The organism is Microbacterium sp. GW821-FHT01D02, from assembly GCF_059422585.1.
On the sequence record NZ_JBWKXB010000004.1, the window covers coordinates 62,286 to 84,440 of the forward strand.

The 22,155-nt window shown below is 70.1% G+C and carries 18 protein-coding genes; 3 read left to right on the forward strand and 15 right to left on the reverse strand.

The window, feature by feature from the left end; all coding sequences use genetic code 11:
* Positions 1–11 precede the first annotated feature (11 nt).
* Positions 12–1,289, reverse strand: coding sequence for a PrsW family intramembrane metalloprotease (locus AC07VM_RS17360; protein ID WP_494912471.1), 1,278 nt, complete (start codon positions 1,287–1,289; stop codon positions 12–14).
* Positions 1,290–1,378: 89 nt separating this feature from the next.
* On the opposite strand from AC07VM_RS17360, the gene AC07VM_RS17365 reads away from it, so the two are divergent.
* The gene (locus AC07VM_RS17365) at positions 1,379–2,248 is read left to right on the forward strand and encodes a fumarylacetoacetate hydrolase family protein (RefSeq protein WP_267418166.1); all 870 of its coding nucleotides are present in this window, start codon (positions 1,379–1,381) and stop codon (positions 2,246–2,248) included.
* A 63-nt stretch (positions 2,249–2,311) separates the two neighbouring features.
* Here the strand turns inward: AC07VM_RS17365 and AC07VM_RS17370 are convergent, their stop codons facing one another.
* From AC07VM_RS17370 to AC07VM_RS17385, 4 genes are all read right to left on the reverse strand, one after another.
* The gene (locus AC07VM_RS17370; protein ID WP_267418165.1) at positions 2,312–3,772 is read right to left on the reverse strand and encodes an aspartate ammonia-lyase; all 1,461 of its coding nucleotides are present in this window, start codon (positions 3,770–3,772) and stop codon (positions 2,312–2,314) included.
* A gap of 61 nt (positions 3,773–3,833) precedes the next feature.
* Positions 3,834–4,754 (reverse strand): phosphodiesterase, encoded by a 921-nt coding sequence (locus AC07VM_RS17375; protein ID WP_494912474.1) that lies wholly within the window; start codon positions 4,752–4,754, stop codon positions 3,834–3,836.
* Between the two features lie 106 nt (positions 4,755–4,860).
* Positions 4,861–5,196: a peptidase gene (locus AC07VM_RS17380; protein ID WP_267418163.1), complete on the reverse strand. Its 336-nt coding sequence runs from the start codon at positions 5,194–5,196 to the stop codon at positions 4,861–4,863.
* On the reverse strand, positions 5,193–6,590 hold the full coding sequence (locus AC07VM_RS17385; protein WP_494912475.1) for an inorganic phosphate transporter: 1,398 nt from the start codon (positions 6,588–6,590) through the stop codon (positions 5,193–5,195). Before AC07VM_RS17385 ends, AC07VM_RS17380 begins: the two co-directional genes overlap by 4 nt.
* A 155-nt stretch (positions 6,591–6,745) precedes the next feature.
* Between AC07VM_RS17385 and AC07VM_RS17390 the strand changes: the two genes are divergently transcribed.
* Positions 6,746–8,845 carry a S9 family peptidase gene (locus tag AC07VM_RS17390; protein WP_494912476.1) on the forward strand — a complete coding sequence of 700 codons (2,100 nt, stop codon included), beginning with the start codon at positions 6,746–6,748 and terminating at the stop codon, positions 8,843–8,845.
* 52 nt (positions 8,846–8,897) lie between these two features.
* On the opposite strand, the gene AC07VM_RS17395 is transcribed toward AC07VM_RS17390, so the two are convergent.
* The 6 genes from AC07VM_RS17395 to truB form a co-directional block, all read right to left on the reverse strand.
* A complete protein-coding gene (locus tag AC07VM_RS17395; protein WP_029263659.1) occupies positions 8,898–9,926 on the reverse strand; it encodes a 6-phosphofructokinase in 1,029 nt (342 codons plus the stop codon).
* Between the two features lie 201 nt (positions 9,927–10,127).
* On the reverse strand, positions 10,128–12,272 hold the full coding sequence (locus tag AC07VM_RS17400) for a DEAD/DEAH box helicase (protein WP_494912477.1): 2,145 nt from the start codon (positions 12,270–12,272) through the stop codon (positions 10,128–10,130).
* 260 nt (positions 12,273–12,532) lie between these two features.
* A complete protein-coding gene (locus AC07VM_RS17405) occupies positions 12,533–13,483 on the reverse strand; it encodes a bifunctional riboflavin kinase/FAD synthetase (protein ID WP_267418159.1) in 951 nt (316 codons plus the stop codon).
* A complete protein-coding gene (locus AC07VM_RS17410; protein ID WP_267418158.1) occupies positions 13,480–13,917 on the reverse strand; it encodes a hypothetical protein in 438 nt (145 codons plus the stop codon). The genes AC07VM_RS17405 and AC07VM_RS17410 overlap by 4 nt, the downstream gene beginning before the upstream one ends.
* Positions 13,918–13,974: 57 nt before the next feature.
* Positions 13,975–14,343, reverse strand: a complete 369-nt coding sequence (locus tag AC07VM_RS17415) for a hypothetical protein (protein WP_267418157.1) — start codon at positions 14,341–14,343, stop codon at positions 13,975–13,977.
* Complete coding sequence (truB, locus tag AC07VM_RS17420) at positions 14,340–15,233, reverse strand: tRNA pseudouridine(55) synthase TruB (RefSeq protein ID WP_494912478.1); 894 nt, start codon at positions 15,231–15,233, stop codon at positions 14,340–14,342. The genes AC07VM_RS17415 and truB overlap by 4 nt, the downstream gene beginning before the upstream one ends.
* Before the next feature lie 97 nt (positions 15,234–15,330).
* Here truB and AC07VM_RS17425 point away from each other — a divergent pair, with 97 nt between their 5' ends.
* Positions 15,331–16,227, forward strand: coding sequence for an HhH-GPD family protein (locus AC07VM_RS17425; RefSeq protein WP_494912479.1), 897 nt, complete (start codon positions 15,331–15,333; stop codon positions 16,225–16,227).
* 37 nt (positions 16,228–16,264) lie between these two features.
* Here the strand turns inward: AC07VM_RS17425 and AC07VM_RS17430 are convergent, their stop codons facing one another.
* The 4 genes from AC07VM_RS17430 to AC07VM_RS17445 form a co-directional block, all read right to left on the reverse strand.
* Entirely contained in the window at positions 16,265–18,397 is a 2,133-nt protein-coding gene (locus AC07VM_RS17430; RefSeq protein ID WP_494912481.1) for a helix-turn-helix transcriptional regulator, read from the reverse strand.
* Positions 18,398–18,502: 105 nt separating this feature from the next.
* Entirely contained in the window at positions 18,503–18,928 is a 426-nt protein-coding gene (rbfA, locus tag AC07VM_RS17435) for a 30S ribosome-binding factor RbfA (protein WP_267418151.1), read from the reverse strand.
* 96 nt (positions 18,929–19,024) lie between these two features.
* A complete protein-coding gene (gene infB, locus AC07VM_RS17440; RefSeq protein ID WP_267418150.1) occupies positions 19,025–21,772 on the reverse strand; it encodes a translation initiation factor IF-2 in 2,748 nt (915 codons plus the stop codon).
* Positions 21,773–21,866: 94 nt separating this feature from the next.
* The gene (locus AC07VM_RS17445; RefSeq protein WP_267418148.1) at positions 21,867–22,121 is read right to left on the reverse strand and encodes a YlxR family protein; all 255 of its coding nucleotides are present in this window, start codon (positions 22,119–22,121) and stop codon (positions 21,867–21,869) included.
* Positions 22,122–22,155: the final 34 nt, after the last annotated feature.

The following is a 22,155-nucleotide window of genomic DNA, read 5'->3' on the forward strand; positions in this document are numbered from 1 at the left end:
CGTCGACCGCGTCAGTAGGCCAGCAGCGCCGCCCTGGCGGCACGCGTGCGGATCAGCAGCGCCCGCTCGTCCTCGACGGCCAGCGGGTCGCGACCGGTGATCGCACGCTGCCGGACGGCGGCCAAGGCCGTCGCATCCTTGATGAATTCGCGCATGAGCGGACGACGATCCCCGCGCAGCCCGGCCGCCCACGCCAGACCGGCCTTGCGTCCACTCGGTGTCGCGAGCATCGTGACCTCCTCCGGCGTGAACCAGCCGGCACTCGCGTACTCGGCCAGGCGCGCCCGCGTGAGACGCGCCTCCTCCCGACGCAGCGCGATGATGCCGAGGATGAAGCCCACGAAGAGCGGCACCTGCAGGGTGAAGTAGAGGCCGAAGAAGTCCGCGAACGTGGCGGATCCGTTCCACAGCCCATGCAGGAGGATCGCCCCCAGCATGCCCAGCAGACCGGCACCGGTCGCCGACCCCACGGATCCGTGACGACGGGCCACGAGACCGATCGCGAACCCGGTCACCGAGGTGAACATCGCATGTGCGAACGGCGAGAGGATCGCGCGCACGGCGAACGTGACCGTGAGCTGCTCACCGCCGCCCTCGATCAGGCTGACGGCGAAGTACTGGATGTTCTCGGTGAACGCGAACCCCGCACCCACCAGCGCCCCGTAGACGACGCCGTCGACCGGACCGTCGAAGGCGCGTCGGGCGAGCAGGAAGACCAGGAAGACACCGAGGCCCTTCCAGAACTCCTCGACGATGGGCGCCTGCACGACGGCCGTGAAGGCCTCCGACGTCGGACCGATGAGGATCTTCAGCCCCACGTCGACAAGGAGGGTGAGTCCCGCGGCGGCCAGCGCTCCCCAGGCGACGGCGAAGAGCACGAGACGCTTGGGCTCGGGCTCCCAGCGGTCGATGAGCCGGACGCCGAGGAACACGACGGTCAGCGGGATGAGCGCGAGCACCAGGCCGACCACGGACGCGACCAGTCCGAGCGCCCAGCCGAAGTAGCCGATCAGCGCGAGCAGCAGGAACCCGAGGAAGCCGAACAGCCAGAGCGAGATCGTGCGCCCCCGCTTGGTCGGCGTCGGCAGCGCGGGCAGCGACTCCGCGGGCGACGGCGCGACGGGGGCGGGCGGCGTGTAGGGCGTCGGCTGCGCCAGCGCGGACGCGTAGTCCGAACGCGTCGCCCGCGTCACCGGAGCGGACGGCTGCGGCGCGGCGAACCCCGGCTGCGCGGGCGGCGGCGTGTAGCGAGACGGCTGCTGCGGCGGGGGCGGTCCTCCGGAACTCATAGCCAAAGCTTATGGGGAACAAGACTGAGGCCCGCGGTATGACTGACTCCTCCACCCGCCGATCACCCGTCACCCGGTAGCGTAGAACCATGCGGTTCGCTCATCTGCGCCGTCCTGACTCACCTGGTGCGGTTCTCGCCGTGGTGCAGGACTCGGACGCCATCCTCGTCTCTGATCTCCTGACCGACGCCCCTGCCACGCTGCAGCAGCTGATCGAGGGCGGCGACGCTCTGCTCGACCGGCTCCGCTCCGCCGTGGCCGAGGGCGCTGCCGCGCGGCACCCGCTCGGGGACTGGGAGTTCTCGTCGGCGGTGCTCGCTCCCCCGGCCGTCCTGGCCGTCGGCCTCAACTACGCCGCGCACTCCAGCGAGCTCGGGTTGAAGACGGATGCCGCGCCCACGGTGTTCACCCTGTGGCCGAACTCGCTGACCGGCCACGAGCAGACCACGTCCTGGCCGCGGAGCCTGAGCGAGGCCGTCGACTACGAGGCCGAGCTCGGCGTGCTCATCGGCACGCCGGCCAAGGACGTCTCCGAGGCGGACGCCCTGTCGCACGTGTGGGGCTACACCGTCGTCAACGACATCACCGCGCGGAACATCCAGTTCTCCGAGGCGCAGTGGTCGCGCTGCAAGTCCTTCGACGGCTTCACCCCGACCGGTCCGTTCGCGGTCACTGCGGACGAGGTCGCCGACCCGCAGGACCTGCACATCTGGGCGGTCGTCGATGGCCACACGGTGCAGGACGCGAGCACCGACCAGATGGTGCGCTCGGTCGCCAAGCTCATCGCGCACCTGTCGCAGTCGCTCACGCTGCTCCCCGGAACGCTCATCTCGACGGGCAGCCCCGGTGGTGCCGGCTACTCCCGCGATCCGCAGATCTTCCTCCGCGACCACTCCACCGTCACGGTGGGCATCGACGGCATCGGCGAGCTCACCACGCACTGCCGGATCACCGACTGATCCGCACGATCACGACGAAGGGGACGGATGCCGCGGCATCCGTCCCCTTCGTCGTGTCGTCGCTCAGATCTCGATGAGGTCCTCCGGCGTGATCACCGGGATCGCCGCCGTGATGGTCTCGAGTCCGGACAGGCGCGCCGGCGAGAGCTGCTTGAGAACCTCGTCACGGGACATGAGCCCGGCTTCGACGACCAGGTCGGCGACGCTGCGGTTGGTCAGGAGCGCGGTCTTCGCGAGCGCGGCGGCAGCGGCGTAGCCGATGAACGGCGTCAGCGCCGTGATGACGCCGACCGAGGCCCCCACCATCGCACCCAGGCGGTCGCGGTTGGCGGTGATGCCGTCGACGCAGTTCACGCGGAGCGTCCACATCGCCTGACGCATCCAGGTGATGGACTGGAAGATCGAGTGCGCGATGACCGGCTCGAAGGCGTTCAGCTGCAGCTGCCCCGCCTCCGCCGCCATCGTGACGGTCATGTCGGCGCCGGCGACCGCGAAGGCGACCTGGTTCACGACCTCGGGGATGACCGGGTTCACCTTGCCGGGCATGATGCTGGACCCCGCCTGCATGGCCGGGAGGTTGATCTCGCCCAGTCCCGCCTGGGGGCCGGACGAGAGGAGACGGAGGTCGTTGCAGATCTTCGACAGCTTCATCGCGTTGCGCTTGAGCGTCGACGAGAACGACATGAACGAACCGGTGTCGCTGGTGGCCTCGACGAGGTCGCCGGCCGTCCGCAGGTCGAGCCCGGTGATCTCCCGCAGGTGCTTGAGCACGGCCGGTGCGTAGCCGGGGTGGGTCGTGATGCCGGTGCCGATCGCCGTCGCGCCCATGTTGATCTCGAACATGAGCGAGGCGTTCTCGGTGAGGCGCGTGTGGTCGTAGCCGAGGGTCGTCGCGAACCCGTTGAACTCCTGCCCGAGGGTCATCGGCACGGCATCCTGCAGCTGGGTGCGGCCGACCTTCAGCACGTCGTGGAACTCACGGGACTTGCCGAGGAACGACAGCCGCAGCAGATCGAGCTCCTCGAGCAGCGACCGCAGCGTCAGCGACAGGCCGATCTTCACGGCGGTCGGGTAGACGTCGTTGGTCGACTGGCTGCGGTTGGTGTGGTCGATCGGCGAGAGGAACGCGTAGTCGCCCTTCTCCCGGCCGGCCATCTCGAGCGCGATGTTGGTGATGACCTCGTTCGCGTTCATGTTCGTCGAGGTGCCGGCACCGCCCTGGATGACGCCGACCGTGAACTGCTCGTGGAACTCCCCGTCGATCACGCGCTGGGCGGCGCGGTCGATCAGGTCTGCGCGCTCCGGGTCGAGCACACCGATCTCGCGGTTCGCGCGGGCGCTCGCCTGCTTGACCATCGCGAGTCCCACCACCAGGTCGGGGTACACCGAGATGGGCCGCTTCGTGATCGGGAAGTTCGCGTCGGCGCGGGCGGTGTGGATCCCCCAGTACGCGTCGACGGGAATCTCCATGCTCCCGAGCGAATCGGTCTCGGTGCGGGTCAGGGTAGGCGCGGCAGAAGCCATGTCACATCCTCGTGGGTCGTGGCGGGTGAGAAGGGTGGGGGATGCCCCCAGTCTACGCCGCTCAGCGCCCGGGTTTGCGGGAGAAGGCGTCGAGTCGCCCCTCCGGCGTGAGCTTCGCCATGCGCTCGAGCCACTCCTCCGAGAAGTAGTCCCCGGTCGCCGCCTCCGTCACCGGGACGACGGTGTGGGTGATCGTGTCGGGGTACACATGCACGAGCTGGAAGGACTGCGCGGCGTCCATGCCGTTCACCTCGGCGGAGGGGCGCGCCACGTTCATCGTGTAGCAGGTGGCGGATGCCACGCTCACGGGAACCCCCGCGAAGGTCCCGTGCGACGAGTAGTGCAGGTGCCCCGCGAGGATGCCCCGCACGTCGCTGCCGCGGATGGCGTCGGCGAGCTCGTCCTGATGCCGCAGCTCGAGGATGTCGAAGAGCGGGAGGTGGCTCGGGATCGGCGGATGATGCAGCGCGAGCAGCGTGCCGTGCGGGGCCGGCTCGGCGAGCACGTCTGCGAGCCAGGACAGCTGCTCCGCATCGAGATCGCCGTGGTGCCACCCCGGCACCGTGCTGTCCAGCGCGATGATGCGCAGCCCGTCGAGATCCCAGACGCCCGTGACCGGCTCCTCGGTCGGCTCGAGGTCCAGCAGCCCCGCGCGCAGGGCCGGGCGCTCGTCATGGTTGCCCGCGACCCAGACGATCGGAGCGCCGAGTGCGGCGGCGACCGGTTCGACGGCCGCCCGCAGGCGACGGTAGGCATCCGGCTCGCCCAGATCCGCCAGATCGCCGGTGACGACGATCGCCGCCGGATGCGGGTGGACGGTGCGGATCGCCTCGAGCGTCCGCGCGAAGTTCTCCTCGACGTCGTAGCGGCCGCCCAGTCGCGCTCCCCCGGCGAGGAAATGCGGGTCGCTGACGTGGATCACCACGTGCGAGGCGGGCTCGTGTCGACCGAAGACGTAGGCGCTGCCGTTTGCTGCGGACATGCCATCAGCCTAGGCGGCCGGCCGACACGTACGGGCGTGGCAGTGCGGGGCGGCCGTCAGGAGACCGGCCCGATCCACGGCCCGACCCCTGGCCCGCTCGACGGGGTCAGTGCCCGATGACGATGATCAGGATGCCGGCGACGACGGCGGCGGCGCAGAGCGCGAAGCATCCGTACGCGCCCACGAGCGCCACGGACTTCTGCCCCTCGGTGAGCGGGCTCTTCCGCGCGGCCTTCGCCGCCTGCTTCTCGGCCCGCTTGAGCTCCTTCTCGGAGATCACGGTGATCGCGTCGGTGAACTCCGCGGGGCTCACAACGGGGGCCCGACCGCTGCGCACGAGCAGACGGAGGCCGAGGGCGTAGAAGGTGACGATGGCGGCCGCGCCGACGAGCGCCGCCGCGAACACCTGCAGGAACGCGAACCAGTCGATCACGACGTTCATTCGGACTCCCCGTTCCGCTTCGCATCCGCCTTCGAGGACGCAGACTTCTCGGCCTTGGACCCGGCCTTGGCGCCCGCCTTGGCGCGGGCCTTCTTCTCGGCCTTGGCCTCCGCGTCCTTCTTCGCGCGGGCCTTGGACTCGGCCTTCGCCTTCTCGCGGGCCTCGGCGCGGGCCTTCGCCTCCGCCTTGGCCTGCTCGATGCGCACCTGGCGGCGCGTGGGCGGCGGGGTGTCCGGGAGCTCGATGGCCCGGCCCGACTCCGCGACGTCGCTCATGGCGTTGGCGGGGGTCACGGCGTTCCGGCGCGAGCGCATGAACAGGCCGAGGATGATGACGAGCGCGATGACCGCGTCGATCGCGACGCCCCAGTTCCCGAGCCAGACGACCAGCAGCGCCGCCAGTGCGCCGACGCCTCCGGCCGCGGGGAGGGTGAGCAGCCAGCCGATGCCGATACGACCGGCCGTCCGCCAGCGCACCGTGGATCCGCGGCGTCCGAGTCCCGATCCGATGACCGACCCCGAGGCGACCTGCGTTGTCGAGAGCGCGAAGCCGAGGGCGCTGGACGCGAGGATGGTGGCGGCTGTCGAGCTCTCCGCCGCGAAGCCCTGCGCGGGCTTGACGTCGGTGAGGCCCTTGCCGAGCGTGCGGATGATGCGCCAGCCGCCCAGGTAGGTGCCGAGAGCGATCGTGAAGGCACAGGCGATGATCACCCAGAGCTCGGGCTCGTGGTGCGCGCCCGACTGCCAGCCGATCGTGATCATCGCGAGCGTGATGACACCCATGGTCTTCTGCGCGTCGTTCGTGCCGTGCGCGAGGGCGACCAGCGAGGAGGTGAAGATCTGCCCCCAGCGGAAGCCGTCACGGCCGTCGGGCTTGCCGTCGTAGCGCCGCGTGATCGAGTAGGCGATCTTCGTCGCCGCGAACGCGATCAGACCCGCGGTGACCGGGGCGATGAGCGCCGGCAGCACGATCTTCGAGAGCACCATGCCGAAGTCGATGCCGCCGAGTCCTGCGCCGACCAGGGTCGCGCCGATGAGTCCGCCGAAGAGCGCGTGCGACGAGCTCGAGGGCAGACCGAGCAGCCAGGTCAGCATGTTCCAGGTGATCGCGCCGATCAGACCGGCGAAGATCAGGGAGAGGAAGAGATCCGCCCCCGCGGAGAGGATCGCATCCTCCCGGATGATCCCGCCGGAGATCGTCTTCGAGACCTCGGTGGACAGGAACGCCCCCACGAGGTTGAGGACGGCGGCGAGGAGGACGGCGGTCTTGGGCTTGAGCGCGCCGGTGGCGATCGGCGTCGCCATGGCGTTCGCGGTGTCGTGAAAGCCGTTGGTGAAGTCGAAGAAGAGTGCCAGCGCGATGACAAGCACGACGATGAGGGCTGCGGTTTCCACCGTTCGCTTTCGGTCGTTGAGGAAGAAGGAGATGTCGACGGGATCGACGTGACGAACGAAGAGTTCACCGTGGGTTTGACTTCCGTTAACCGGCCCCGCTAAATCCTCCCACCGTCCCCCGTGCCGGTCAACTCGACCTGGGATAGCGTGGGACGGTGACTGACGCTCCCCTCGCTGCCCGCCGTTCCATCCTCCGCACGCACCACGGTGACACGGTCGAAGACCCGTACGAATGGCTGCGGGCGAAGGAGTCCGCCGAGGTCGTCGCCCATCTCGAGGCGGAGAACGCCCACACGGACGCGGAGACCGCGCACCTGGCCGACCTCCGCGAGCGGCTGTTCCAGGAGATCAAGGGCCGCGTGCAGGAGACGGACCTCTCGGTGCCGACCCGTCGAGGCGACTGGTGGTACTACAGCCGCACCGAGGAGGGCGCGCAGTACGGCATCCACTGCCGGGCGGCTGCCGAGCCCGGCGATTGGACTCCCCCGCGGCTCGAGCCCGGAGTGGCCGTTCCCGGCGAGGTGGTCCTGCTCGACGGGAACATCGAGGCCGAGGGGCACGAGTTCTTCTCCCTCGGCGCGTTCGACACCACGGACGACGCGACGAAGCTGCTCTGGTCGACCGACTTCGAGGGCGACGAGCTCTACACCGTGCACGTGCGCGATCTGGTGAGCGGCACCACGCTCGAGGACGAGATCCCGAACACCGGCGGCGCCTTCTTCACGCCCGACGGCACCGGCGTCCTCTACACGACGCGGGACGACGCCTGGCGCCCCGACACCCTCTGGCTGCACCGGCTGGGAACGCCCGTGTCGGAGGACGTCACGCTGTTCCACGAGCCGGACGAGAAGTTCTGGCTCGGCGCCGGGATCACCCGGAGCCGCCGGTACCTCGTCATCGGCGTCGGTTCGAGCATCACCAGCGAGGAGTACCTCGTCGATCTCTCCGGTGACCTCACGGCCGAGCCGCGCCAGGTCTGGCCGCGTCGCGACGGCGTCGAGTACTCGCTCGACCATGCCGTGGTCGACGGCGAGGACCGCCTGCTCATCCTGCACAACGACGGCGCCCTCGACTTCGAGCTCGTCTCGGTGGCGGCATCCGACCCGCAGGGCGCGCGACACGTCGTGATCGCCCATGAACCGGGCAGGCGCCTGCTGGGCATGGACGCCTTCCGCGACTTCGCCACCGTGGAGTACCGCAGCGAGGGCCTGGAGCGGGTCGGCCTGCTCGACTACGCCACGGACGCGGTCGAGGAGATCTCCTTCGACGAGCCACTGTACTCGGCCGGCGTGAGCGGCAACCCCGAATGGCACTCCCCCTTCCTGCGCCTCGGCTACACCTCGTTCGTCACACCGAGCACCGTCTTCGATCTCGACCTCGCCTCCAAAGAGCTGGTGCTGCGCAAGCAGGTCGCCGTGCTGGGCGGCTACGACGCCGCGGAGTACGGTCAGCGCCGCGACTGGGCCACGGCCGCCGACGGCGTGCGCGTCCCGATCTCCCTGGTCTGGAAGCGCTCGTTCGGCGAGCCGGGCGCCGAGGCACGACCGGTGCACCTGTACGGCTACGGCTCCTACGAGCACTCGATCGACCCCGGCTTCTCCGTCGCGCGGCTCTCGGAGCTGGATCGCGGTGTGATCTTCGCGGTCGCCCACGTCCGCGGCGGCGGCGAGATGGGGCGGCAGTGGTACGAGGACGGCAAGCTGCTCAACAAGCGGAACACGTTCACGGACTTCGTGTCCTGCGGCGAGCACCTGGTCGCGACGGGTGTGACCGCTCCGAGCCGCATGGTGGCCGAGGGCGGCAGCGCCGGTGGACTGCTGATGGGCGCGGTGACGAACCTCGCGCCCGAGCTGTTCGCCGGCATCCTCGCCGGAGTGCCGTTCGTCGACGCCCTGACCACGATCCTCGACCCGTCGCTGCCGCTGACCGTGATCGAGTGGGACGAGTGGGGCGACCCGCTCCACGACGCGGACGTCTACGCCTACATGAAGTCGTACACGCCGTACGAGAACGTGCGCGACGGCGTCGAGTACCCCCGCATCCTCGCCGTCACATCGCTCAACGACACGCGGGTCCTGTACGTGGAGCCGGCGAAGTGGGTGGCGCGCCTGCGGGAGGCCGGCGCGTCCGACGTGCTGCTCAAGTGCGAGATGGTCGCCGGGCACGGTGGTGTGAGCGGACGCTACAACTCCTGGAAGGAGCGGGCGTTCGAGCTCGCCTGGCTCCTCGACACGCTCGGCCTCGCCGAGGCGTGAGCCGGAGCGGTCGCGCTCATCCGCGAACGGGTGGGAGCGACCGCCACGGTGCTCAGCCGAAGAGCGCCGCGGCCTCGTCGTAGCGGTAGCGCGGGACCGTGTTCAGCTCGCCCAGTGCATCGGCGAACGGGACCCGGACGATGTCGGTGCCCTGCATGGCCACCATCTGCCCCCAGGCGCCGTCGACGAGCGCGTCCGCGGCGTGCAGACCGAGGCGCGTCGCGAGAACCCGGTCGAACGCCGAGGGCGATCCGCCTCGCTGGATGTGTCCGAGGATCGTCGCTCGCGTCTCGATGCCGGTGATGCGCTCGATCTCGGGGGCGAGCAGGTCGCCGATGCCGCCGAGACGCGGACGGTTGAAGGCGTCGAGGCCCTTGTCGCTGTATGCCTCGTCCATGCCGAGGAGCTTGAAGCCCTCGGAGACCACGACCAGCGGAGCGCGACCGCGGTCGTGGGCGCTCGTCACGAGCTCGGTGATGTCGTCGATCGACATCGGCACCTCGGGGATGCAGATGACGTGCGCGCCCGCCGCCATACCGGCGTGCAGGGCGATCCAGCCGACGTGGCGGCCCATGACCTCGGCGACCATGCAGCGCTGGTGCGAGTCGCCGGTGGTGCGCAGGCGGTCCATCGCGTCGGTGGCGATGTTCACCGCGGTGTCGAAGCCGAACGAGTAGTCCGTGGCCTGCAGGTCGTTGTCGATCGTCTTGGGGACGCCGATCACCTTGATGCCGTCCTTCGCGAGCCGGTCGGCCGCGGCGAGGGTGCCTTCGCCGCCGATCGCGATGATGCCGTCGATCTTGTGCCCGTAGAGGGTCTTGGCGATGTTCTCGGCTCCCCCGCGCTCGCCCTCGTAGGGGTTCGTGCGGCTCGTGCCGAGGATCGTCCCGCCGACCTTCGACAGCCCCTTCACCTCGTGACGGGTGAGCGGCATGAAGTCGCCGTCGACCAGTCCGCGCCATCCGTCACGGATGCCGACGAACTCGAGGTCGTAGGTGGTGGTGCCCTTGAGCACGATGCCGCGGATGACCGCGTTGAGGCCGGGGCAGTCGCCGCCGCTCGTCAGGATGCCGATCTTCATGAGGGTGCCTTCAGACGTTCGGGAGATGGGGGAAAGGCGACGCTGCCTTCGATCGACACTAGCGCCCCGGCGCACTCCCGCGCCATTCGGACGCGACGAAAACCGTCGATCTTGACGTCTCGATTCCCCGATATCGACGAACTTCTCGATCAGCCAGGTTCACCCCACGATATCCGCGTTAAGAACGGACCTTCTTGACGCCTATGCGGCGCCGAGAGCCTGACGCAGCAGGTGCATGAGCGCCGCCAGCTGCACCGGCTCGGCGGCCGACTCCTCGACGGCTTCGCCGTCGAGCGCGCGCGCCGCGAGCCCCTGCTTCTGGTCGATCAGCTCCGCGATCTTGGTGTCGATCGTGTGCGCGGCGATGATCCGCCACGCGGTCACCGGCTCGTCCTGGCCGATGCGGTGCACGCGGTCGATCGCCTGCGTCTGCTCGGCGGCCGTCCAGGACAGCTCCGCGAGCACGACGTTCGATGCGGCCTGCAGGTTCAGACCGACACCTGCCGCGGTGAGCGAGCAGACGGCGATGCCGACGGCGGGGTCGCTGTTGAAGTCGTCGATCGCCTGCTGGCGCGTCGTGGTCGTCTGGTCACCTCGGATGGAGACCGACCGGATGCCCGCGGCGGCGAAGTGCGCCTCCGCCTGGTCCATGACGTCGATGTGCTTCGCGAAGAAGACCACCTTGCCGACCGAGCGCTGGAGCTGAGCGGCGTAGTCGGCCGCCAGCTGCGCCTTGGCCTGACCGATGCGGCGGACCATGGTGAAGACGTTGTCTCCCCCGGCGCCCGCGGCCTTCGATTCCTCGAGCTCGTTCTGGGCGACGAGACGCACGATGTCCTCGTCGATCTCGCCCGGCGCCAGACCGCGGTCGCCCCGCGCCTCGATGATGCGGCGGTAGCGAGCGGCCAGCCGCTCCCCCAGCTCGCGCTCGGCCTGACGGATGCTGCGCCCGAACTCGTCGTCGAGCTGCACGGGCAGGTCGGCGATGAGCTTGTCCGGGAGGTCGGCGGCCACGTCCTTCTTCTTGCGGCGGACGATACCCATCGAGATCACGGCGTCGCGGGCCTCGGGGTAGAACGCCTTGTCGGCCGGCGTGAACCCGGTCGCGTCCAGCTTCTCCATGAGCTCCGGACCCGGCTTCTCCCCGGTCGTCCAGCCCAGGAAGCGCCAGATCGCGTCGAAGTCCTCGACGTCGTTGATCAGCGGCGTACCGGTGAGGGCGAGCATGAGAGGGTCGTGACCGGGCGTGCGCTCGCGCACCTGCGCGGCCAGCGAGAGCACGTTCTGCGACCGCTGCGAGGAGAGGTTCTTGATGAAGTGCGCCTCGTCGACGACCATGCCGCGCAGACCGATCGACGCCAGCCACGACATGTGCCGGTCGAGGATCTCGTAGTTCACGATGAACACATCGGCGAACGCATCGATGTCGTCGCCGTCACCCTGGATCACCGTCGCGCGTCGCTGCGGCGTCCAGCGCTCCACCTCGCGTGCCCAGTTCATCTTGACGACGTTGGGCACGACGACGAGCAGCGGGTAGGCTCCGGCGACCGAGGCGGCGAGCACCGACTGGGCGGTCTTGCCGAGTCCGGGCTCATCGGCGAGGAGGAAGCTGCGGTGACCGGCCTTCACGGCCTCGAGGAACCGGGACTGGTGCACCATGACCTCGAGGCCCTTGGGCGAGATGTGGTCGAACTCCGGTGCGGGCGGGAGATCCATCGATGCCGCGGATCCGCCGGCACCGGTCTCGAACGCCTTGTACAGCGGGCCCATGAGCTCCCAGCCGTCGAGACGACGGCGGGGCGTGGACGTCGAGCGCGGCGTCAGATCCGGGGCGAGGAAGGGGTTGGCCAGCTGCCGAGCCTCGACGGACGGCGGCGTGACCTGGCGCTCGGCGATCGCCGCGGGAACCACGGAGATCTGCACGGGCGCGGCGTCGGCGATGATGAGCTCCTCGGGAGCGAGCTCCGCACCGGATTCGAGCAGCCAGTCCCGGCGCATGCGCTTCGCGACCGGCGACGTCGCCTGGTCGGCCTCCAGCAGCTGGATGAGCGACGTGTCGCGTGCCGCGGTCTTCGCGAGGATGGTGGCGACACCGTCCAGTCGCTTGAGCAGCTCGGCGCGGGCGGGGTCGCCGATCTCGGCGTCCGCCTTGACCCTGGCGCGCTCTTCGCGCACCAGGAACGCGATCACCTGGAACTTCACCCGGTTCGTCGGGCCGAGCTTCCCCCGCTGGGACTTGGCCTCGATCTCGCGCACCTTGCGCGCGAGGATCGGGATGAGTGGTGCCTCGTCGTCACGACGGGACGTCTTCTTGCGCCGCGTGGCGGCGGTTGCCGTGGTCGGCATGCTCCTCCTGAGCGTGAAGGCTCCGGCTTCCCCATGAAGCCGTGGGCCGTTCTCGTTGTCCGCGTGTGGCGTGAGCCAGGACCGTACGAACAATGGATCTTCTTCCCACCGAGGCACGCGAGAAGCGCGGGAATCGGCGGGAGCCGATGTCCATTCTATGCCATCGGGCTCGGATCCCGGAGATCGCCCACGCCGTGCGGCGGACAACAGACGCCGCAGAGCCGAACAGGATGTGTCGCGCAGCCCCGTCGGAGCGCGGGTCAGCCGGGGAGGCCCAGAGCGCGCGCGGCGTCCGTGACGTCCGCGCCCATCTGGTCCATCAGCTTCTCGATGCCCTCGAAGGCGACCATCCCCCGCAGCCGCTCGACGAACTCGACCGTGACGTCATGTCCGTAGAGATCGAGTCCGGTCTCCCCCAGCACGTGAGCCTCGACCTGTCGCACGAGGACGTCGTCGAACGTGGGATTCGTGCCGACCGAGATCGCGGACGGATGCCGGATGCCGGTGTCATGGTCGACGAGCCAGCCGGCGTAGACGCCGTCCGCGGGGACGAAGGCATCCACGATGGTCGAGAGGTTCGCCGTGGGGAATCCGAGCTCCCGTCCGCGCTTGAGGCCGTGCACGACCTCGCCCCGCACATCGGGGTGGCGCCCGAGGGCCTTGGTCGCCGCGGCGACGTCGCCGTCCATCAGCAGCTCGCGGATCCAGCTCGACGACACGCGTCGCGAAGAGCCCGGGAGGTACACGTCCTCGACGACCTCGACGGCGAAGCCGTGGCGCGGGCCGAGTTCGCGGAGGAGCTCCGGCGTCCCCGCGCCCCGGTTGCCGAAGCGGAAGTCCTCGCCGACGAGGACCGTGGAGACGTGGAGCGCCCCGACGAGGATGTCGACGACGAAGTCCTCCGCGCTGCGGGAGGCGAGCTCCTCGTCGAAGGTGAGCATTAGTGTCGCATCGAGGCCGAGCTCGCCCAGCAGCTCCAGCTTCCGGTCGACGGTGACGACGTTCTCCGGGCACCGGTCCGGCCGGATCACGGCGAGCGGGTTGCGGTCGAACGTGACGGCGACGGAGCGGCTCCCCGTGCCGGCGGCCACCTCTTCGAGACGGGCGATCACGGCGCGATGCCCCGCGTGGACACCGTCGAACTTGCCGATCGCGACGGTGCTCGGGCCGAAGCCGTCCGGCACCTCCTCCGGGCTGCGGAAGACGATCACGCGTCCACCTCGACCGGCTGCGCGACATCGGCGGGCCGATGCGTGCGCAGCCACCAGATCCCGAAGACCGGCAGGACGAGAGGGATGAACAGGTATCCGCGGCCGAAGAGCGACCACACCGTCTCGTGCTGGAACAGGGCCGGCATCAGGATGCTCAGCAGGCCCACGACCAGGACTCCGGTGAGCTCGAAGACGATGGCGATCCAGGCGACCGTGTACCAGCCGCGCCGGCGGGCCAGGACGAGCGCGAGAGTGGCCAGGATGTACACGACGGCGGCGACGGCGGACAGCGAGTACGCCAGCGGCGCCTCGTCGAAGCGACGGACGATCTGCACGAAGCTGCGCCCCGTGGCGGCCAGCGCCATGACGGCGTAGACGATCACGAGGACACGACCGATTCCGGTCATCCGAGTGGAGGGGGCGGTGGAGCTCATAGCGCATTCCATCCTAGAGCCGTGGGAGCCGGCCGGACTCCGCTGCGCCCTCGGGCGTCATGCGACCTGGATGGTCCAGATCACCTGCATGCGCCACAGCATGATCGCGATGGCGAGTGCCGCGACCCCGAGGATGACCGTGCTCCAGCGGCTGCGCTCCATGAGCGCCCACAGCACCGCGCCGACAGGCAGGAGCAGGGCGGAGACCAGGTAGACCCAGTACTCGAGCAGATCACCGGTGGGCGGGTTGCCCGCCAGCGGCGCGATGATCGCGGTGACGATCTGCACCACCAGCAGTGCCTCGACGAGGGCGAGCGCGCCGACCGAGAAGTCGCTCGGTCGACGACCGATCAGTCCGGCCACCAGGCAGAAGATCCCGGCCGCCACGGCGACGGCGATCTGCACGATCGTGAACCACAGGATCATCGTTCGCCCTCCGGCATGTTCATGGCGCTCTTCAGATCGGCGCCGCGCTTCTCGACGATGCCGATCAGCACGCCGTCCGGGTCGATGGCGGCGGCGATCCTGCCCTCGAGCTCTTCGGCTCGTCCGGCGAGGCGCTTGCCGTGACGGAGGTCGCGTGCATCGTCGGCCGACATGTCCAGCACGGGCAGGATGCGGCTCGCGGCCTCCGCGGGTGTCAGGGTGGGCGCGCCCTCGAGCGCGTCGATGGCGACGGCATCGGTCACCTCGAACGGACCGACCCTGGTGCGGCGCAGCGCCGTCAGGTGCCCGCCGACGCCGAGGTCGGCGCCGAGGTCGCGGGCGAGCGAGCGGATGTAGGTGCCCGACGAACAGTCGACGATCACGTCGAGGTCGAGGTGCCCGTCGCCCCGACGACTCTCGAGCAGGTCGAAGCGGGAGACGACGACATCACGTGCCGCCAGCACGACCTCCTCGCCTGCGCGCACCCGGTCGTACGCGCGGCGGCCGTCGACCTTGATCGCGGACACGGCACTGGGCACCTGGGAGATCGCCCCGGTCAGGGATGCGATGCCCGCCGTGACGGCGTCGTCCGTCACCGACGCCCAGGCCTCGGGAGCGGCGGTCGTGAGGATCTCGCCCTCGGCGTCGTCGGTGCCGGTCGTCTGCCCGAGACGGATGGTCGCCCGGTAGGTCTTGTCGGCGCCCACGATGTACGTGAGCAGCCGCGTCGCGCCCTCGATGCCGATCACGAGGAGGCCGGTCGCCATCGGATCGAGCGTTCCGGCATGACCCACCTTGCGGGTGCCGAACGCGCGACGCGTGCGTGCGACGACGTCGTGACTGGTCAGCCCAGCGGGCTTGTCGACGAGGAGGATGCCGGGCGAGACCATCCCCCCAGCCTACCGACGGTGGGGCGATCACCCTGTCCGACGCCGGCGACGGACGGCCCGTCGCCGGGACTCCGACGCGCTCGCCTAGGCTGGACGGATGCCTCCGTCGTCGGCCTCGCTCGCGCTCCTGTCGCGCCTGCCGGAGTGGTATCGATCGACCGCCCGCGACCTGCCCTGGCGGCGACCGGCCTTCCATGACGAGTTCGGAGCCTGGGGCGTGCTCGTGAGCGAGTTCATGCTCCAGCAGACACCGGTCACGCGCGTCATCCCGCACCTGGACGCGTGGCTGGCCCGCTGGCCCACCCCGAAGGACATGTCCGCCGCGTCGACGGCCGAGGTGGTGCAGCAGTGGGCGAACCTGGGCTACCCGCGGCGGGCTCTCTGGCTGCACCGGGCCGCCGTCGAGATCACGGACCGGCACGGCGGGGTCGTCCCGCGGGACGTCGATGCCCTGCTCGCCCTCTCCGGCATCGGCGACTACACGGCGCGCGCGGTCGCCGTCTTCGCCTACGGGGACCGGCACCCGGTGGTCGACACGAACACGCGTCGTGTGCTCGCCCGCGCCGTCGAAGGTCGCGCGCAGCCCGGTCCGCCGTCGCGCCGCGATCTCGACCTGATGAGTTCCCTGCTCCCCGACGACGTCGCAGCGGCTGCCGAGTTCAACGCGGCGGCGATGGAGCTCGGCGCCACGGTCTGCACCGCACGGTCTCCCCGGTGCGAGCTCTGCCCGCTCGCGGACGGCTGCGCGTGGCTCGCGGCAGGACGGCCCGACACGGGCGACGAGCGCCGACGGCAGGCCGCGTACGAAGGATCGGACCGTCAGGCCCGGGGCGCGGTGCTGCGCCTCCTGCGCGGCAGCGCGCCGGATGCCGTCCCCCTGGTTGCGGTGATCCCCGACTGGCCGGACCTCCGTCAGCGGGATCGCGCGATCGATTCGCTGATCGCGGACGGACTCGCCGAGGCGGACGGCGAGGGGCTCTCCCTCCCCCGCTGACGGCATCGTCCGTCCGCCGCTGACGGCATCGTCCGGCTCAGAGGTGCTTGTTCGTGCGGTGTGCCAGGACCGTGAGTTCGACCCTGCTCCGGACGTCGAGCTTGGCGAACACCCGCCCCAGGTGCACCTCGACCGTGCGGATCGACACGCTCAGCTCCTCGGCGATGTCGCGGTTCGCCGCGCCGCCGACCGCGCGCATCGCCACCGCCAGCTCGCGCCCCGTCAATCGGAGCGCCCACGCCGCTCGGCAGGCGGCCAGCGGATCCACCGCGGGCACGATGCTCCCCTCCCTGGCCTCGAGGCGATCCAGACGGTCCCGGAGCGCCCGCGCCCACGCCGTCGCCCCCGACAGCTCGAACAGCCGCTCCGCGTGCTGGAGATGGATCCGCGCCGATGCGTGATCGTCCCGGATCGCGCACTGGGTGCCGAGCATCGTCTCCACCCGCGCCCGCGCGAACGGTGAGCTGAGCGCCCGGGCGGCCTCGCCGACCTCCTCGCGCTCGGCACGCCAGCGCCCCTCGCCCGCGGTCGCGATGCGGATCCGCAGCCGTTGCGCGAGCGCGATCTCCGGCGGTTCGATCGCGGCCACGGCGACCGGTCGCTCGTCCGGGAGCAGGGCGAGCTCGTCCAGCGCGGGAACGGTCATCGCCGTGCGCGGTGCCCCGAGGTCGGCCCACAGGCGCACGGTGGCCGCGGCATCGTCGAACGAACCGGCGAGGAACGAGCGGATGCCCTGATCCACGAGGTGATCGATCCTCGCCCCGGCGGGAAGCGCGACCGTGAGGGCTCGCGAGTAGGCGCCGATCTCGCCCCGCACCGCGAGATCCAGACGGCGGGCGAGCACCACGCCGAGCCCGGCGAACGGCATCGCCACGGGCAGCTCCAGCGCCGCCTCGATCAGTCGGTCCCGCGCGAGCCCGATGTCGCCGCGCCAGGCGAGGAGCAGCACCTCGACCACGGCGCGGTAGGCCCGGACGATCGGGCTGCGCTCGTACCCGGGGACCACCGGATCGGGTTCCGCCGACATCCCGGAATCGCTCAGCGCGAGCAGACGCAGCCCCAGATCGACGTCTCCGCCCATCGCGGCCCGCAGGGTCCGGAGCATTCCCCCGCACACCGGCCCGGAGGCGGGGACCTCGTCGACGTCGTGCTCGCCCACGATGACCCAGCTCAACGCCACGACGGGGTCGCGCAGCTCCCGCTCCGCGTCGAGCCGCGCCGCCCCCTCGCGGACGGCATCGAGCCACGAGCGCATCGCCGGCCGATCTCCGCGCTCGGCGCACATCAGGGCGGCGAGGGCGGCGGCTCTGGTCCACTGGCACCAGTCCTCGAGCGCGTCGGTGGTCGGACGCAGAGCGCTCGGCCCCACCTCCGGTACCGCGCCGAGGAAGGACTGCGCCACGACCAGCGCGCCGAGGCCCTGCAGACGGCAGCTCTCCTCGGCGTCGGGATAGAGACCGCTCAGCCAGGCGACGGCCTCTGCGGCGAATCCTGCTCCGACGGCCGAGGCTCCCGCGACGAGACGGGCCTCGTCCTGGTCCGTCCCGACCGCGTGCTGTGCGGCCTCCCGAGCGAGCTGCAGAGCGCGATCAGGATGCCCCGACTCGCTGAGCTGCCGTGCGATGACCGTGAGTTCGGGTGCCGCCGCCGGATCGCCCTCGAGCGCCGCGCGCGCCCGGTGCCAGTCGGTGCCGAGCCGATCACCGCGACGTCGGAAGATCGCGCTCAGCCGCTCATGGACGGCGGCCGTCGCGGCGGTGCAGGTCGTCGCCTGCACCCAGATCGACAGGCGCGCGTCGGCGAGACGCGCACGGCCGGCGCGCAGCGTGAGGTGGTCCCCCACCGGGGTCGACGCGATCTCCGTCGCCGTCCTCCCGTCGAACTCGAGAAACGGTTCGAGCGCGTCGGAAAGGCTCACCGAAAGCGCGAGGATCAGCTCGCGGTCGCGGGCGTCGAGGTCGAGGCCCGCGAATCTGCGCGCGACCGCGGGCACGAGCGGCAGCGGTTCCGGCAGCGGACGCTGGCCGTGTCGCTGCGCGGGCGAGAGTCGCTGTACGATCTCTCGGACGGCCACGACATCGGCATCCAGGTCGGCCGTCAGCCGCGCGACCACGTGAGGGGCGCAGCCGAGATCCAGACGGAGCAGCTCCTCGAGGATCAGCTCGACCACGGCGGGCGCGACGAAGAGGCCCCCGGACGCGCTCGTTCCCTCGATGCCGATCCCCCTCAGCTTCGCGGGAGGCGATCCCGCGAAGCCGAGCGTATCAAACGGCGCTCACTCCGAGTCGTCGTCCGTGCGGTAGGGGTCGGCGTCGCCGGCGTGCGATGCGGAGGACGCGAGCTTCGCGACGTCGGCATCCCGCTGCTGGGCCTCGCGGAGCAGCGCACCGATGTGGTCCGCGTTCTCCGGAAGCGCATCGGGGATGAACTCCAGCGTCGGCACGAGACGCGTGCTCAGCTGCCGGCCGACCTCGCTGCGCAGCATCCCCGTCGCCGAGGTGAGTGCCGCGCCGCTCGCGACGCGCTCCTCCTCGGTGCCCAGCACCGTGTAGAACACGGATGCGTGCTGGAGGTCGCCGCTCACTCGGACGTCGGTGATCGTGACGAAGCCGAGGCGCGGGTCGCGCAGCCCCTTCTCCAGCCGCTCGGCGAGGATCACGCGGATGCGATCCGCGAGACGGGCCTGTCGTTCGCCTGCCATTGTTCTCTCCCTGTCCAGGAACCCTCAGGGCGTCCCCCGACTCCGCGCTCCGGAAGGAGCGGGAGCGAAGGGACGCCCGAAGGTGTTTCGAATTGATCAGCCGCGAGGCTTCTCGACGAGCTCGGTCGTCTCGATCTCATCACCGATCTGGATGTCGTTGTACTTGCCGAGGCCGATACCGGCCTCGTAGTCCGTACGGACCTCGGTGACATCGTCCTTGAAGCGACGCAGCGACTCGATGGCGAGGCCATCGGCCAGCACGACGCCGTCGCGGATGACGCGAGCCTTGGCGTTTCGCGTGATCGTTCCCGACCGCACGATGACACCGGCGATGTTGCCGAACTTCGAGGAACGGAACACCTCGCGGATCTCGGCGACACCCGACTGGACCTCTTCGTACTCCGGCTTGAGCATGCCCTTGAGCGAGCTCTCGATCTCGTCGATCGCGTTGTAGATGACGGAGTAGAAGCGGATGTCCACGCCCTCGCGAGCGGCGCGCTCGCGCGCCTTCGTGTCGGGACGGACGTTGAAGCCCACGATGATCGCGTTGTCGATCGTCGCCAGGTTCACGTCGGACTCGGTGATCGCACCGACACCGCGGTGGATGATGCGCAGCTGCACCGAGTCGTCGACCTCGATCTTGAGGAGCGACTCCTCCAGCGCCTCGACGGCACCGGAGACGTCACCCTTGATGATGAGGTTGAGCGACTCGACCTTGCCCTCTTCGAGAGCACGGGTGAAGTCCTCGAGCGAGATGCGCTTGCGGGCCTTGGCCAGCTGGGCGTTGCGCTCGACTGCTTCACGCTTCTCAGCGATCTGGCGGGCCATGCGGTCTTCCTCGGTGACGATGAAGACGTCGCCGGCGCGGGGCACGGAGTTGAGACCCTGCACCTGGACCGGACGCGACGGGTAGGCCTCGAGGACCTGCTCGCCGTTCTCATCCGCCATCGCACGCACACGGCCGTATGCCGTACCCGCGACGATCGCGTCACCGACCCGGAGCGTTCCGGACTGGATCAGCACCGTGGCGACCGAACCGCGACCCTTGTCGAGCTTCGCCTCGATGGCGACACCGCGAGCGGCCTTGTTCGGGTTGGCGGTCAGGTCGAGACCGGCGTCGGCGGTGAGCAGCACGGCGTCCAGGAGGTCCTGGATACCGGTGTTCGCACGAGCGGAGACGTCGACGAACATGACGTCGCCACCGAACTCCTCGGCGACCAGACCGTACTCGGTCAGCTGCTGACGCACCTTCGAGGGGTTGGCGTCGGGCTTGTCGACCTTGTTCACCGCGACCACGATCGGCACGTTCGCCGCCTGGGCGTGGTTCAGCGCCTCGACCGTCTGCGGCATGATGCCGTCGTCGGCGGCGACCACGAGGATCGCGAGGTCGGTGACCTGCGCACCACGGGCACGCATGGCGGTGAACGCCTCGTGACCCGGGGTGTCGATGAACGTGATGGCCCGCTCGATGCCCTCGTGCTCGGTCCAGACCTGGTAGGCACCGATGTGCTGGGTGATGCCGCCGGCTTCACCCTCGATGACGTTGGTCTGGCGGATCGCGTCGAGGAGGCGCGTCTTACCGTGGTCGACGTGACCCATGACGGTGACGACCGGAGGACGGATCTCGAGGTCGTCTTCGCTCTCGTTCTCCAGCTCGGCCTCGAGGTCGAGACCGAAGCCCTCGAGGAGCTCCTTGTCCTCGTCCTCGGGCGAGACCATCTGGATCTTGTAGCCGAGCTCGGCACCCAGGACCTCGAACGTCGCCTCGTCCAGGGACTCGGTGGCCGTGGCCATCTCGCCCAGGTTGAAGAGGATCGTCACGAGGGTTCCGGGCTGGACCGTGTAACCGGTCAGCGTCTCGATCTTGTCGGCGAAGTCCGCGATCGATGCGCCGCGGCGCATGCGGATGATCTCTCCGTTACCGCGGGTGACGTTGACGCCACCGACGACCGGAGCACTCCGCATCTCGAACTCTTGCCGCTTCGCCCGCCGCGACTTGCGCTGCTTGCTCTTGCCGCCGCCCTTGCCGAAGGCACCTGCGGTGCCACCGCCGGGACCACGGCCACGACCGCCACCGCCACCGGGACGACCGGCGAAGCCGCCGCCCGGACGAGCTCCGGGACCGCCGGCGCCGCCGGGTCCACCGGCACCGCCGGGACGACCGGGGCCGCCGGGACGCTGCTGGAACGGAGCACCGGGACGACCGCCCTGGCCACCGCGAGGTGCACCGGGACGAGGCGAGCCGGGACGCGGAGCACCCGGACGGGGTGCACCGGGACGCGGAGCCTGCGGACGCGGGATGTTACCCGGCGTCGGGCGCTGGCCCATGCCCTGCGCCGAGGCGAAGGGGTTGTTGCCCGGTCGGGGACCGGTCGGGCGCTGGCCCATGCCCTGCGCGGAGCTGAACGGGTTGTTGCCGGGGCGCGGAGCCCCGGGAGTCGGAGCGCCACCCTCGGCGGGCTTGGCCGCCTCGGGCGCGGCTGCGGCCGGAGCCTCTGCCACGGGGGCAGGAGCGGGCGCAGCAGGCGCGGGCGCCTCGGGGGCGGGTGCCTCCGGGGCAGGCTTCGGACCGGGCTTCGGGCCCGGGGTGGGTGCCGGCTTGGCACCCGGCTTCGCTGCGGGCTTCGCCGCAGCGGGCTTGGCTGCCGCGGGGGCGGCGTCGGCCGAACCCTTGAGCGAGCCGTCGGCCTCGATCGCCGCGCGCAGCTTGCGCGCCACCGGCGGTTCGATGGTCGAGGAGGGGCTCTTCACGAACTCACCGAGTTCTTTGAGCTTCGCAAGAGCGACCTTGCTGTCGACGCCGAGTTCGGCGGCGATCTCATGTACGCGTGGTTTACCAGCCACAATTCTCCTGTCTGAGTCGGTCCACCCAGACAGGGCAGACCACTAGTCGCGGACGGGTCTCATTTCGAGCCGTTCACTTTGTTTCCATAGCTGTTCAGCCTTTGTTTCTTGGTGGGTGCTGTTCGAAGGTCCGTGTGTCCAGCTGAGTGGTCACACGCAGTGCTCGTCCGAATGCGCGACGCCGCAGAGCGGCATCCATGCATTCCTGTGTCGGATGCACCCACGCGCCGCGCCCCGGCAGGACAGCACGCTCATCGACGATGAGGGTGTCGTTCTGTGACACCACCCTGAGAAGGGCGGAGCGGGGAGCACGCGTGCGACAACCGACGCACGTTCGTACGGGTTCCATCTTACACCTGCGTTTCACCCCGCCTCGCCCGCAC

Excerpts from the sequence above, each read along its gene's own strand:
- AC07VM_RS17360 (WP_494912471.1), bottom strand. The coding sequence starts at position 1,289 with ATGAGTTCCGGAGGACCGCCCCCGCCGCAGCAGCCGTCTCGCTACACG.
- AC07VM_RS17365 (WP_267418166.1), top strand. The coding sequence starts at position 1,379 with ATGCGGTTCGCTCATCTGCGCCGTCCTGACTCACCTGGTGCGGTTCTC.
- AC07VM_RS17370 (WP_267418165.1), bottom strand. The coding sequence starts at position 3,772 with ATGGCTTCTGCCGCGCCTACCCTGACCCGCACCGAGACCGATTCGCTC.
- AC07VM_RS17375 (WP_494912474.1), bottom strand. The coding sequence starts at position 4,754 with ATGTCCGCAGCAAACGGCAGCGCCTACGTCTTCGGTCGACACGAGCCC.
- AC07VM_RS17380 (WP_267418163.1), bottom strand. The coding sequence starts at position 5,196 with ATGAACGTCGTGATCGACTGGTTCGCGTTCCTGCAGGTGTTCGCGGCG.
- AC07VM_RS17395 (WP_029263659.1), bottom strand. The coding sequence starts at position 9,926 with ATGAAGATCGGCATCCTGACGAGCGGCGGCGACTGCCCCGGCCTCAAC.
- AC07VM_RS17400 (WP_494912477.1), bottom strand. The coding sequence starts at position 12,272 with ATGCCGACCACGGCAACCGCCGCCACGCGGCGCAAGAAGACGTCCCGT.
- AC07VM_RS17410 (WP_267418158.1), bottom strand. The coding sequence starts at position 13,917 with ATGAGCTCCACCGCCCCCTCCACTCGGATGACCGGAATCGGTCGTGTC.
- AC07VM_RS17415 (WP_267418157.1), bottom strand. The coding sequence starts at position 14,343 with ATGATCCTGTGGTTCACGATCGTGCAGATCGCCGTCGCCGTGGCGGCC.
- truB (WP_494912478.1), bottom strand. The coding sequence starts at position 15,233 with ATGGTCTCGCCCGGCATCCTCCTCGTCGACAAGCCCGCTGGGCTGACC.
- AC07VM_RS17425 (WP_494912479.1), top strand. The coding sequence starts at position 15,331 with ATGCCTCCGTCGTCGGCCTCGCTCGCGCTCCTGTCGCGCCTGCCGGAG.
- rbfA (WP_267418151.1), bottom strand. The coding sequence starts at position 18,928 with ATGGCAGGCGAACGACAGGCCCGTCTCGCGGATCGCATCCGCGTGATC.
- AC07VM_RS17445 (WP_267418148.1), bottom strand. The coding sequence starts at position 22,121 with ATGGAACCCGTACGAACGTGCGTCGGTTGTCGCACGCGTGCTCCCCGC.